General features: G+C 44.8%; 15 protein-coding genes and 3 tRNA genes. 1 reads left to right on the forward strand and 17 read right to left on the reverse strand.

Annotation, left to right across the window (positions count from 1 at the left end; translation table 11 throughout):
* Window positions 1–173: 173 nt before the first annotated feature.
* The 9 genes from BLS16_RS15260 to BLS16_RS15295 all read right to left on the reverse strand — a co-directional run bounded on the left by BLS16_RS15260 (window position 174) and on the right by BLS16_RS15295 (window position 4982).
* Window positions 174–249: transfer RNA gene (locus BLS16_RS15260), tRNA-His, on the reverse strand.
* A 15-nt stretch (window positions 250–264) separates the two neighbouring features.
* A tRNA-Arg gene (locus tag BLS16_RS15265) sits at window positions 265–341 on the reverse strand.
* Window positions 342–464: 123 nt separating this feature from the next.
* Window positions 465–541, reverse strand: a tRNA-Pro gene (locus BLS16_RS15270).
* Window positions 542–705: 164 nt separating this feature from the next.
* Entirely contained in the window at window positions 706–1305 is a 600-nt protein-coding gene (locus BLS16_RS15275; RefSeq protein WP_092334550.1) for an XTP/dITP diphosphatase, read from the reverse strand.
* On the reverse strand, window positions 1302–2027 hold the full coding sequence (gene rph, locus BLS16_RS15280) for a ribonuclease PH (RefSeq protein ID WP_092334551.1): 726 nt from the start codon (window positions 2025–2027) through the stop codon (window positions 1302–1304). The genes BLS16_RS15275 and rph overlap by 4 nt, the downstream gene beginning before the upstream one ends.
* 354 nt (window positions 2028–2381) lie before the next feature.
* The gene (locus tag BLS16_RS23710; protein ID WP_176786188.1) at window positions 2382–2675 is read right to left on the reverse strand and encodes a hypothetical protein; all 294 of its coding nucleotides are present in this window, start codon (window positions 2673–2675) and stop codon (window positions 2382–2384) included.
* Window positions 2650–3585: a lantibiotic ABC transporter gene (locus tag BLS16_RS15285; RefSeq protein ID WP_092334552.1), complete on the reverse strand. Its 936-nt coding sequence runs from the start codon at window positions 3583–3585 to the stop codon at window positions 2650–2652. Before BLS16_RS15285 ends, BLS16_RS23710 begins: the two co-directional genes overlap by 26 nt.
* Before the next feature lie 57 nt (window positions 3586–3642).
* Window positions 3643–4338: a heparan-alpha-glucosaminide N-acetyltransferase gene (locus BLS16_RS15290; protein ID WP_092334553.1), complete on the reverse strand. Its 696-nt coding sequence runs from the start codon at window positions 4336–4338 to the stop codon at window positions 3643–3645.
* Window positions 4335–4982: an O-methyltransferase gene (locus tag BLS16_RS15295; protein WP_092334554.1), complete on the reverse strand. Its 648-nt coding sequence runs from the start codon at window positions 4980–4982 to the stop codon at window positions 4335–4337. The genes BLS16_RS15290 and BLS16_RS15295 overlap by 4 nt, the downstream gene beginning before the upstream one ends.
* 148 nt (window positions 4983–5130) lie before the next feature.
* On the opposite strand from BLS16_RS15295, the gene BLS16_RS23715 reads away from it, so the two are divergent.
* Window positions 5131–5400 carry a hypothetical protein gene (locus tag BLS16_RS23715; protein WP_092334555.1) on the forward strand — a complete coding sequence of 90 codons (270 nt, stop codon included), beginning with the start codon at window positions 5131–5133 and terminating at the stop codon, window positions 5398–5400.
* Window positions 5401–5588: 188 nt separating this feature from the next.
* On the opposite strand, the gene BLS16_RS15305 is transcribed toward BLS16_RS23715, so the two are convergent.
* The 8 genes from BLS16_RS15305 to BLS16_RS15340 all read right to left on the reverse strand — a co-directional run.
* Window positions 5589–6809 carry an HD domain-containing phosphohydrolase gene (locus BLS16_RS15305; RefSeq protein WP_092334556.1) on the reverse strand — a complete coding sequence of 407 codons (1221 nt, stop codon included), beginning with the start codon at window positions 6807–6809 and terminating at the stop codon, window positions 5589–5591.
* 34 nt (window positions 6810–6843) lie between these two features.
* On the reverse strand, window positions 6844–8091 hold the full coding sequence (locus tag BLS16_RS15310) for a globin-coupled sensor protein (RefSeq protein WP_092334557.1): 1248 nt from the start codon (window positions 8089–8091) through the stop codon (window positions 6844–6846).
* A gap of 92 nt (window positions 8092–8183) precedes the next feature.
* Complete coding sequence (locus BLS16_RS15315; protein WP_092334558.1) at window positions 8184–8570, reverse strand: nitrite reductase; 387 nt, start codon at window positions 8568–8570, stop codon at window positions 8184–8186.
* A 42-nt stretch (window positions 8571–8612) separates the two neighbouring features.
* Window positions 8613–9359, reverse strand: coding sequence for a nitrite reductase (locus BLS16_RS15320; protein ID WP_092334559.1), 747 nt, complete (start codon window positions 9357–9359; stop codon window positions 8613–8615).
* Between the two features lie 258 nt (window positions 9360–9617).
* On the reverse strand, window positions 9618–9839 hold the full coding sequence (locus BLS16_RS15325) for a hypothetical protein (RefSeq protein ID WP_034597252.1): 222 nt from the start codon (window positions 9837–9839) through the stop codon (window positions 9618–9620).
* A gap of 108 nt (window positions 9840–9947) precedes the next feature.
* Complete coding sequence (locus BLS16_RS15330) at window positions 9948–10505, reverse strand: Fe-S-containing hydro-lyase (protein ID WP_092334560.1); 558 nt, start codon at window positions 10503–10505, stop codon at window positions 9948–9950.
* Window positions 10505–11362, reverse strand: coding sequence for a fumarate hydratase (locus tag BLS16_RS15335; RefSeq protein ID WP_092334561.1), 858 nt, complete (start codon window positions 11360–11362; stop codon window positions 10505–10507). Before BLS16_RS15335 ends, BLS16_RS15330 begins: the two co-directional genes overlap by 1 nt.
* A gap of 170 nt (window positions 11363–11532) precedes the next feature.
* On the reverse strand, window positions 11533–11882 hold a 350-nt coding region (locus BLS16_RS15340), incomplete at its 5' end, for an RNA-guided endonuclease InsQ/TnpB family protein (protein ID WP_143015541.1).

Here is an 11882-nt window from a genome sequence, read left to right on the forward strand (position 1 = left end):
TATGCGAGATTCCTTCACTTCTGTTGAAAAAGTTGCCTTTCCGGTCTACACCAAGCTACAGATAAAGGGGTAGCATTGGTTGCCCCGATACTTAGAAATCCTCACCAAAAAGCTATACTTTCTGGCCAACATAAAAAACACCGAGAATTAATTCTCGGTGCGCTTTTTCTTTATGGGGTGGGTGATGGGGCTTGAACCCACGAATGCCGGAACCACAACCCGGTGCGTTAACCACTTCGCCACACCCACCATGAATTTGTTTGTTGGTGCGCCTGGAGAGATTCGAACCCCCGACAACCTGCTTAGAAGGCAGATGCTCTATCCAACTGAGCTACAGGCGCATCTTAAAAGGGCCAGCTCAAACTCCCAGGTCTATAAATTTACAGCTTGTCGAGTACTGCTACTGTCAAACAATAGGCTTGTACACACTATAAATTTGAACCTCGAACTTCGTCTTGAAAAAATGGTCGGGGCAGAGGGATTTGAACCCCCGGCCTCCTGCTCCCAAGGCAGGCGCGCTACCAAGCTGCGCTATACCCCGTTGGTGACTTGATTAGTATAGCTCATCTTTAAGCTTTCGTCAAGAAAAAAATCAAAAAAAGTTTTAAGAAATTTAAGAGTCATTTTCATCTGCTTTTTCGGCTTCCCAGTGCCTAACCCGAGGAGTTTTCTTCTGGAGTAGAAAAGCGATGCTTCTGCTTAGGTCTAGCTTTTACCCTTCAGAGTTTGAAGGATGGGGATTGCTTTACGGAATGCCTGGGCCCGGTGACTGAGGCGGTTTTTCTCGCTTAAAGTCAGCTCGGCCATAGTTCGCTGATACTCCGGCACAAAAAAGAGAGGGTCATAACCGAATCCGTCTTTTCCACGGCGTTCAGCTAAGATTTGTCCTTCGACAGTGCCCTCAGTAAGAAATTCTTTTCCATCCGGAGTTGCTATGACTAAGGCACAACGAAAGCGAGCCTGTCGTTGTGAATCAGCAACCTCTTTTAACTCTTGAAGCAGCTTATCATTATTTCGCTCATCATCTTTAGGTTCTCCCGCAAAACGGGCAGAATAAACCCCAGGGTTGCCAGCTAAGGCATCTACCTCCAGCCCGGAATCGTCCGCTAAGGCTACTAAACCGGTTTTCTTAACCGCAGCTTTCGCTTTGAGAGCTGCGTTGTCTGCGAAGGTTATTCCGTTCTCCTCGACATCTTCCCAGTCTTCAATATCTTTTAGCGAAAGCACTTCAATATCTTCATCTCCAAGCAGTTCTTGGAGCTCTCGAATTTTCCCCTTATTCTGAGTCGCCAATATTATTTTCATACAGATGTCTCCGCCGCAGCTTTCTGTACATCCATCAAGGAACGTATGCCCTTTTCAGCAAGTTCTAAGAAATTATTCAGATCCTCGCGATCAAAAGGAATATCTTCTGCCGTTCCTTGGATCTCTACGAACTTTCCTGCACCTGTCATGACAATATTCATATCCACTTCCGCCTGAGAATCTTCTTCATAGTCTAAGTCTAAAACTGCATTTCCCTGAACCTTACCCACGGAAACTGCAGCTAAGCTATCCTCTATCGGATTTGTTTTAAGAACTTTCTTATCCAGCAAATATTGAACCGCATCGACTAAGGCCACATAAGCTCCGGTAATTGCCGCTGTTCGGGTTCCGCCGTCCGCTTGGAGGACGTCACAATCAAGCCAAATTGTACGTTCGCCAAGTTTCTTCAAGTCAATAACCGATCGCAAAGCACGACCGATTAAACGTTGGATCTCCATAGTTCGGCCGGTAAGCTTGCCTTTACTGGCCTCACGCTGAGTCCGAGTTTGGGTTGCGCGAGGTATCATGGAATATTCTGCTGTAACCCAGCCTTTCCCTGATCCCTTCTGAAAATGCGGTACTTTTTCTTCGACGCTGGCAGTGCACAAAACCCTGGTTTCTCCGATTTCTATAAGAACCGAACCTTCGGGGATGTTTGTAAACTTTCGGGTGATTTTCACCGGACGCAATTGATCATTTCCTCGACTATAAGAACGTTGCATACTAATACCTTACCTTTCTACGGCAGTCTTTTTATGTCAATATTTAGTTTATCAGAATCAGCAAAGAAACGCTAATCACCGAGCTTCAAAAGTAAAATTTTTACTAATTTATGCCCAAACTCACTTTCTTGCCCAACCCAGAAAATACCCTAAAGTATTCTGAGAATACACCCGAAAGACAGGGCGGCTTCGACCCACAGAAGTGAACCCATTGCATGAAGAGGCGGTAAAGCCCACAAAGTTGACCTGGGGAAGCGTAGCCACGGGTTCACCTCAGGTATTCCCGGTCGGTTTGGCACGAAAGTGTCCGGTACGATAGTCTCCAGCGGAGAGTATCGCCGAAGCCGTGATCCCTTAAGGAATCCCTACCGGCGTAGGATACATTTTCGCTGAAGCGGCTATCTCCAAAGAATACTTATCCGCTGAAGATCGCTCCCAGGTCAACGCGTGGGCAGCCTCGAAATGCTGGGTACACACGAAGGCACTGCTGCAAGAAGGTTTAACCCGTGCGAAGACAGTGTCTTCGTCGCACGGATTAGCTTTCTTGCACGGATGTGGGCGAAGCCGCCCTGCCCCAAAGGACCCATTTTCATCCCGCGAGCCAGTGAACGCAACCCACTTCTTAGCGCAGGGACTGCCTAGCCCCACTTGATAAATCCAGCGACCGAGCCGGTGTTACTTCCTCCCCTACAATTCCGGCGATGGTGTAGAGCTGAGCAATCGGGTCAAACCTAAATTCCTTTAGCAGATTAAAACCTTTGATTTCACTGGAGCGGCGAATATGAATTCGAGGACCTGTGCAAGGATAAAGCATTTCCCCAACCCGTATGTGGTCGTCATTGGCAAAACAAATCGGTAAGTCTGCCTTGATTAAATCCCAAACTCGTTGTTCCACCAAATCCAAATCAATATCCGGTTTCTCGGGCAGCTCTAGGACAAAACCGTGTTTTATGTCACTATGTACTTCCGGCTTTGGCAAGCCCATTTCTTCTAAAATCATCGATGTAATGTCCTCAGCACTGTGGGCCATGCGTCGGTACTTGATAGAATCAAAAACAATGTCTGCGATACTTTGGGGCTCCGGACCGAAAACCGTTGGCCGGGTTACGATTACTTCCTCTCCCACTCCAATCATCACTTCGGCATTCATTTTCAGTTGAGGGTAAACCAGGTCAAAATGCTCAACAACAACACGACGCCCTTTAGATATTGCTTTCTGAATCGCTTCAGCTATTTTCCAAGGTTGAGTAAACGCCGACTCAAATCGAACATCTAAGTGATAAGTGTGGGAACGAAAATGCCCCCGGTCTGCATCATCCATCAGGGGTAAGGGCCGAATATTGATCCCATCGTCGTCATTGGTCAGCTCTAATCCCGGAAACATTCCGCGAATAAGCAGGGATTTCCCAGCCCCGGCATCCCCGACAAATCCTATCAGCTTATCCTCAGGACTTAAATAGCGTTGAGAAATATTTGTCCCCAAAAAGAGGAGACGCTTCTTTCCTCGAGGAGCAAAGTAGACTGCCTGCATCAAATGTTCATGAACAAACATGGCCATATCCGTGACTCCCTTCCTATTTCCCAAAAATCATGTTTAGTCTAACTGAACAAGTTACTAAAAATGTTCTATGAATTTAAAACTGAAAATGACAAAAAGAATAATGGGTTGATGCACCAAATAAATCATCAAAGAATTTCGGCTCAACCAGATAATAGGCTTAGAGTTGAGATTCAAGGTGAATACAGGCTCTAATTTCTGAGCATAAAAATGCCGATAAGCAAGAATTCCTAAAAAAGTCGCACTGCTATAGGGCAATAGAGGGTAATAGTCAATCGACCCAAACCCCTTATATAAGAGACCAAAGGGAATCAAAAGACTTGTTTCAACCAGGGTCTTTTTAAACCATAACCCCAGCAAGACAGAAGCACCCGCAAGTGCCCAAAGAATCGAGGAAGCCAGAGAGGATAAAAATGGCGCTAAAATCATTGTTACACCTAAGAAATGAAGAATCCCAAAGCGTACGTACATATCTCCCAGCGCTAAGTAAGTTACCCCCGTAATCCCCATCCCCAGCAGCAATACTTTAACTCCTCTTCTGACCGGAGATCTGCTAAAGCCACTGGCCAGACCTGAAAGAAAGATAAAAAGTATAGCCGATGTTTTTCCGAGCAAAAACCAAAATGGGTCTTGATAGTTAATCTTAACCCCGGCAAACTCTCTTAAATCATAAACGAGATGAAATATAACCATTAAAACTATGGCAATTGCCCTCAACAGATCAATTTCCCCAAAACGTTGCTTAGAAGTCATGAATCTATCCGCCGACTAACCGACACTCCATCTCCAAAGGGCAATACCGTAGTCGAGAAATTCGGGTTAGAGGCCAGATCCTGCAAAAATTGCCGCAACCCTCCCACCATCCGATCATATTTAGGAGCAAAGCTGCTTCCCGGAACCACCCAGCCCCGAAAGAGGACATTATCCACCACCAACAAACCCCCTGGCGCAATCAAAGGGCAAATTAAATTTAAGTACTCTAAGTATTCTCCTTTGGCTGCATCAATAAAAATGAAGTCAAAGATTGAATCCAGGGACTTTAAAACTTTCCGAGCATCCCCTTCCAAGGTTGTAACATGATTAGAAAGTTCAGCACGTTTAATATATTCCTGCGCTCGAAATAAACGATCCTTATTCATATCAATGGTCGTAACATGCCCGCCGGTCTCTTTAGCTGCCCGAGCTAACCAGATTGTCGAATAACCGATTGCCGTCCCCACTTCTAAAACAGCCTGCGACTTACTCATATGTATCAGTAAATTGAGAAAGTTGCCAACCATAGGGGTTACAACCGGAATTGTTTCTTTTAAAGCCTGTTCTTCCATCTCACGCAACAGAGGATCCCGTTCACCTAACAGCGTCTCCAGATATTGTTCCATTTCAAAAGGGTAAAACAAGGTAATCTCCCTTTCCTGACTGTTTGATTGCTACTATTCTAGCCTTTCTCCCACTTTATCATAAATCATTTCCAAAAGCTTGGGAAAGACATAAAAAACATCCTTTCAAATTTAATAGAATTAAACTGAAAAGATGATATCCCGGAACATGATAAGGTTTGCTAATTTAGCGAAAAGTCTAAACTCAAGGGTTTACGAGCAGTGTCTCAGTGAACTCGCTCAGCTAAAGCTGAACATCGGGGCTTCGGTAGGGATTCTACCCCCACCGAAGTGGAAATCGGAACACTCACTTATAGAAGGGGGAGTCTCGGAATTGATAACTATGCGACTGAAAAAAACAGCCTTTGGCGTCAAAAACCTTAAAATCAAATGGTGCATCGATGCACCATTTGGCCTCTCTTCCCCAACGGGGGAGTAACTCTCTGATTCAGTCAGCCATTTGAGCCACTCTTTTACTGAATGTCTTTTCAGATACCGCTATAGGATATGCTGATCCCCAGAGAAGCGTGCGGGCTATAGCGCCAATAAAAAATGCGGTTGGGTCAAGTTAATTTGCTCTGCGTCGTAAGTCCGAGAGCTGTGTCACACGAGTACCCTAGTTCCCCCCTAAAGTACCCGTTTGGCGACTTTAATCAGACCCGGATCCAGGATTGTCCCCATTCCGCGCTCAATTATAGCTAGAGCCTCACCTGAACTCATAGCTGGTCGATAAGGTCGATCCTCAGTTAACGCTGTAAAAATATCGGCGATTGCCATTAAACGGGCACCTTCATCGAGATCTTTTTCTCCTAAGGCGAAGGGATACCCTCTGCCATCAAGTCGTTCATGATGATGAGCTGCCCATTCTACGATACGTGTAGGCAAGCCTGCTTCAGTCAACAAGCGGTGTGTATAATATGTATGCGTCCTGATTATATCTACTTCAGCCGGATCAAGAGATCCGGGTTTATCTAAAATCTTCCTGGGAATTGAGAGCTTGCCCAAGTCATGTAGTAAACCCGCTACATAAATCTCATGTAATCGTATTTCTTCCCAGCCGACCCCTTTAGCCAAACGTTCAACCGTTGCGGCAACTGAACGGGAGTGACGAGCAGTAAACTTGCTTTTTTGGTCAATCAGATCGGCGAAGGTTTCCGCCAAGCGATAAGTAAAACTAATCTCTAATTCCCGAGTGCCGGGCAATTGCCAATGATCAAACAAGAGTCCTAAGGCTATCTGAAGCAAGTCCGGTTGCTCCAAATCTAACCAAAAGGCCTCTTTCTTAGCAACTTGCCTAAAGGCCTGGGCTACTTCCGGGAAAAATAATGTCCCAGTTTGATCATTGATCCATTCGATGATTTCTTCTCTCTGTCGACGAGTAGCTAACTTCCGTTTTAGCATAAGATCCACTTGATCTGCTAAGGACAAAATGCGGGCCATTATGGTTACTTCTTCGCTCGGAGCACCCAGAGCACCGTACATGGGATCAGGTGTTTCATGGTGATGTTTAATAGCATTGGCCAGGGTTTTGCCGGAGGGAAAACGCTCAACAATCAGAGCACCGGACAAACAATGTCTCTCGAGGACATGTCTGTTCCCATTATATTCTCCGAAGTATCCGAATGCCCCTATGTCATGAAGCAGTCCCGAAATTGTAAGATGAACAAGCTCTTGCTTGTTGAGCCCCAGGAAACGACCAAGACGCATTGCAATATAAGCAACGCGTTCTCCATGTCGTTCTCCAAGGGCAACATCCAAGCCTCTTTCAATTTCTTCATCGATCAAACCCAAATCAAGTGCCCGAGAAAAGCTCCACATCTGTCGAATGTAGAAAGCATCTTCAAACAATTTTTCTGACCTCCCATTAGACTAACTACTGATGCTAATCGCGCAATCCCATTTGCGCAAGTGATGTTGCTGAATTAGCAACGTCTTCAGATGCCGCTCCAATTTGACTGGCGGTAAAGGATAAGGCATCAATCTGTTGAGCGATTCCCTGTACTTGTTTGATGCTGGCGTTGATGGCAGCCATTATTTCCCCGAAACGATCTACTACTTGGCCCGCCTCTGAGGCAGCGCCCTGCATGGCCTCAGTTGTCTGGGCAATTGAATTGTTTACGGCAACGGTATTTTGTTTTGTTATTGTGATTAAGGCGCTGATTTCTTTAACGGATTGTTCAGAGTGGTTAGCGAGTTTTTTGACTTCCTCAGCTACTACTCCGAAACCTCTGCCGCTATCCCCGGCCCGAGCCGCTTCGATAGCCGCATTTAAGGCCAAAAGATTAGTTTGAGAAGCAATCTCCTTAATCACATCTGTTACAGAGGCTATCCGGGCAGAGCTTTTATCAAGCTCGCTCATTTTATCTTGCATCTCAGCAGTCATACCGGCCAAGCGCAGAATTGTGTCCGAGATAGCTTGAATCTTTCGAACCCCCTCTTGAGCCAAGACATCTACCTGGCGGGAAAACTCCGCCGCCTCAGAGGCATTGCCCGAGATTTGAGCAGTTGCTTGATTCATTTCTGCTGCCGAGGCTGCAGTTTCTTCGGAGGTTGCAGCCAATGCTTGGCTGGCTTCACTAACACTGCGTTGTAAGCTATCTATTTCTGTTAAGGCCTTCTCTAACTCAGCCTTCTTGTCAATTTCCGTCATATAAGACTGGATATAACTAGCCATAACCACTTGCTGGTCAAAACTGAGGATTCGTTGAAACGCTAAACTAGCCCGAATGGCCAGGTCAGTTTTCTTACGATAGTGTTTAAAAATCCGGGGAATAATCTCGTCACAAAACGCTTGATTGGCGCTTAAATAATAAAAGGGTGGCAAGTTGATTCGACTATGGACTTGCCCGATTGTAACTCTCCACTGCAAAAACTCTTCATCAAGCTTATCGGGAAAGAGTGAAAACAAATACTTTTTCATAGTCACTTTCAGCTTTTCTACCGAAGAAAATCGGTCGATGATTGCTTTTAAATTCGGTAAAGTCGTTACATGAGCGTAGAAGTTGCGGATAATTTCTTCAGAATCTTGCTCAATAATTGATCGAATCTCTTTAAGCAGGGCCAACTGTTCCCCATCAATTCTCAGTAATTTTACAGCTTCATCCAGATTAAATTGATGTAATTGTATCAATTTATTCACCCTTTCTATGCCCTTTTGGAAATCTGAAGACCCATATTCTTGATCTCAATACCGGGATCGATGACCGTCTTTGTCTTAAAATGCTATTGCATTTTCTTATCCTTTTCCGTTATATAATCTTTGCCTTCCAAAATGATTCCCAGAGCAGTTAATACAACATTGACTGTGCAGAAAGCGTCATGCTCGTCGGTGGCACAGTTATCGCAGATACTTTGCACCTCAATGAATGCTTCTTGCAGGTCTATATTTTTATATCGTTCAGGAATTACCGGAACACTGCGGAACATATCCAAAATATCCTCAGGAATCTTGTCAGAGAACTTCTCCCCAGTCTGAGCAGATAAACTCAAAAATTCTTTGGCCATAAATAATTGACACAGCACCGAACATTTACATCCATCTGCACAGGATTTATCCATTTTGGTAAAGGCTTTATAAGCACTAAGCTTACTGAATCCTTGGTTGGACATATTCTCGCTCCTTTCTTAATTAAGCAGATACTTACATTGGACCTAGTTGCTTAGTAATTCTTCAACCCTTATTTTAAATAATTCAAGTCCTGTCTTCTCAATAACTCGATAAAGACGAGCCCGAGGACCGAGTTCTTCCTTGTGCTCCTCAGCCTTTGAGTTATAAGTATCCAAAATTCGTCTCACGACAGGGATAACCTGTTCTCGTGGGATTCCTTTACGGATTAAGACTCCATGTACGGGATCCATTCCTGACTCTTTGCCGCCAAGCCAAAGAGAATATTTCCCCCGGGGCTCAGCCATCAGTCCAAGATCGTTGCACTGGACACCTGTACAATTTCGAGGACAGCCCGAAATCCCAATTTTAAAATCCCAAGGGAGAATCGTTCCATAAAACTCTTCATCCAGCAGCCTGGCAAGCTCTAAAGTATCTCCCCGTGAATTCGAGGAAAACCCCTTACCTGGGCAGGAAGTAATATTGCGAACACTTTTATGCAAATTTGCTACCCGAAGCCCCACCTCTTGGATCTTTTCTAAAGCTTGATCAACCTTTTCTTTAGGAATAAGTAAAAGCGAGGTCATCCGGCGGGTGTTCTTGATAACTCCATCATCGCCTACGATCTCCGCCAAAACACGCACTTGCTTGCCGGTTAAGATTCCGCCGGGAGAATTAACAATAATAGCAAAAACCCCATTGGCTTGTTCCTCAATAGCCCAATGAATTTCACTTGAACATTCTACTGATTCGCCTGTCCACTGATAGTTAATATCTCGTTGAAGTTCAGTCACAAACAAACTCTCCTCTAACTACTTTAAAGTAATTCCTATATGCTGTACATTTCTAGGCGAGTCGACGAAATCCTGCAGTAAACGCTAAATTATTTATTCATGGTAAATATTAATCAGGCAGGCAACCAATCTACAATCTCGAAGCATGGAACCGCATACACAAGCAGAAGAGAGAGCCTAACAGCTCTCTCTTCCTTAGATTGGAACTCATTCATATGTTCTTTCCACAAAAACTATTTAAGTTCTTTTGTAAACGTTTTATCCTGCACGCCGACGGATAATGGAATGTGATGGTAAGGTACGAGCATATGATTCAGGTTCAGGCTTAGTTTCTAAGCGTTCTACCGATCCATCTGACAACACCTCATAGATTTTAACAACTCCATCACCTTTCGTCCATTCATGGCAGCACTCTCTGCAGTAATAACGTTCACGGCCAATCCGACCGACATCTCGCGCTTCACATAGCGGGCAATTCATACTCAGCATCTCCTATCAAAGGGTATTTGCGGTATCTTAATGAATATCCTTATTATACCGCAAAAACTATTTCTTTTGCCGCTTATAATTGTGAAGCTTTTGTGATTCTTACACTCTTCGGTATTGAGCTTTTCCCAAGTCATAAAGATTGTTGCCCTCGTGATCAATGATTACCATAACCGGGAAATCTTTAACCACTAAACGCCGTACCGCTTCAGGGCCCAACTCCGGGTAAGCGATAACCTCTGCTGATACAATCCGTTTAGCAATCAGAGCCCCCGCGCCACCAATTGCCCCAAAGTAAATGGCCCCATGTTTCTTCATTGCCTCAATCACTTCCGGCGAACGAAGGCCTTTACCGATCATCCCGGTTAATCCTCGTGAGATAAGCTTGGGAGAATAGGCATCCATGCGTCCGCTGGTGGTTGGCCCGGCGGAACCAATCACTTGCCCTTCTTTGGCCGGTGTCGGGCCTACAAAGTAGATAATTTGATCCTGCACATCAAAGGGCAGTTCTTCCCCTCGCTCTAAGGATTCTACCATTTTTTTGTGGGCGGCATCTCGCCCAGTATAAACAACCCCATTAATTAAGACATTGTCTCCGACTTTTAGGAATCTGAGCTTCTCTTGGGTTAGTGGCGCTTCAATTCGGATAATTCCATTCATCAGGCATCCCTCCCTTGTAAGACGATTTCCTTATGCCGAGTGGCGTGACAGCCAATGTTTACAGCAACAGGCATTCCGGCAATATGGGTGGGGTATACTTCTAGGTTGACCGCCAGTGCGGTAGTAACTCCGCCAAACCCTTGGGGCCCAATCCCTAAGCCATTGATACGATCTAATAACTCTTCCTCGATTTTGGCCAGACGCTCCTCAGAATTATGCTTTCCTACTTCTCTTAATAGAGCTTTTTTAGCTAAGAAAGTAGCTTTTTCCATGGTTCCGCCTACGCCCACCCCCACAATAATGGGAGGGCAGGGATTTCCACCTGCGCGATCAACGGTGTCTACAACAAATTGCATCGCCCCTTCAAGTCCTTCAGAAGGCTTACACATCTTTAGACCACCCATGTTCTCACTGCCAAATCCTTTGGGAGCCGCTATTAGGCGTAATTCGTCTCCCGGGACAATATCGTAATGAATAACTGCCGGGGTGTTATCACCGGTATTAACACGATCAAAGGGATCTTTGACAACAGATTTGCGCAAGTAACCTTTATCATACCCACGCCGAACCCCTTCATTGATGGCCTCGGTCAGGCCTCCCCCCACTACATGCAGATCTTGACCAATACTCACAAAGAGAACAGCCATCCCTGTGTCTTGACACATGGGAACTCTTTCCTCTTTAGCAATTTCTGCGTTCTCGATAAGGCGTTCCAGTACTTCTTGACCTATTGGAGAGCGCTCCTCCTTTAAAGCTTGCTGAAACCCGGCCATTATGTCAGAACCCAAGTTGTAATTTGCTTCAATACAAAGATTTTCCACGGCAGAAATTATTTCTTCGACAGTTATTTCCTTCATCTTTCATACCCGTTGCCAAAACTTTATAAAAGTATACAAAAAGCTTTGTTTGCTTCCTGATTCATTGTGTCCGATTTTGTCCGAAGACTACTTTCGTTTGCTATAACACTCCACAGGCTTAAATTCCGATGCAACGAATCGTACACATTAGTAGTGTCTTTTTTAGGTGACTAGACTACTAATTGATATCTCGAAAGATTAATGGCGGCATTAAAATCTCTATCAATCGCTAAACCACACTCACACTTGTACACTCTGTCTGACAATTTTAAGTCTTGCTTTATAGCCCCACAACCGGAACACAGCTTACTCGATGGAAACCATTTGTCTGCCTCAACGAGTTCAATGCTCTGTCTCTCACATTTGTATTGAAGCTTTGACTTAAAGTCAGACAGTTTTTGCTGGGCAATAGCTTTCGCTAGATATCGATTTTTCATCATACCCTTGATATTCAAGGTTTCCATAACCACTTTACAAGGTTTGGTTTTCACAATTGCATTCGTGGCTTGATGGATATGAT

It is taken from the genome of Desulfosporosinus hippei DSM 8344 (assembly GCF_900100785.1).
Classification (GTDB): domain Bacteria; phylum Bacillota; class Desulfitobacteriia; order Desulfitobacteriales; family Desulfitobacteriaceae; genus Desulfosporosinus; species Desulfosporosinus hippei.

Bases quoted from the DNA above. Each gene is read 5' to 3' on its own strand.
- BLS16_RS15275 (WP_092334550.1), bottom strand. From the start codon at position 1,305: ATGAAAATAATATTGGCGACTCAGAATAAGGGGAAAATTCGAGAGCTC.
- rph (WP_092334551.1), bottom strand. From the start codon at position 2,027: ATGCAACGTTCTTATAGTCGAGGAAATGATCAATTGCGTCCGGTGAAA.
- BLS16_RS15285 (WP_092334552.1), bottom strand. From the start codon at position 3,585: ATGGCCATGTTTGTTCATGAACATTTGATGCAGGCAGTCTACTTTGCT.
- BLS16_RS15290 (WP_092334553.1), bottom strand. From the start codon at position 4,338: ATGACTTCTAAGCAACGTTTTGGGGAAATTGATCTGTTGAGGGCAATT.
- BLS16_RS23715 (WP_092334555.1), top strand. From the start codon at position 5,131: ATGATAAGGTTTGCTAATTTAGCGAAAAGTCTAAACTCAAGGGTTTAC.
- BLS16_RS15315 (WP_092334558.1), bottom strand. From the start codon at position 8,570: ATGTCCAACCAAGGATTCAGTAAGCTTAGTGCTTATAAAGCCTTTACC.
- BLS16_RS15325 (WP_034597252.1), bottom strand. From the start codon at position 9,839: ATGAATTGCCCGCTATGTGAAGCGCGAGATGTCGGTCGGATTGGCCGT.
- BLS16_RS15330 (WP_092334560.1), bottom strand. From the start codon at position 10,505: ATGAATGGAATTATCCGAATTGAAGCGCCACTAACCCAAGAGAAGCTC.
- BLS16_RS15335 (WP_092334561.1), bottom strand. From the start codon at position 11,362: ATGAAGGAAATAACTGTCGAAGAAATAATTTCTGCCGTGGAAAATCTT.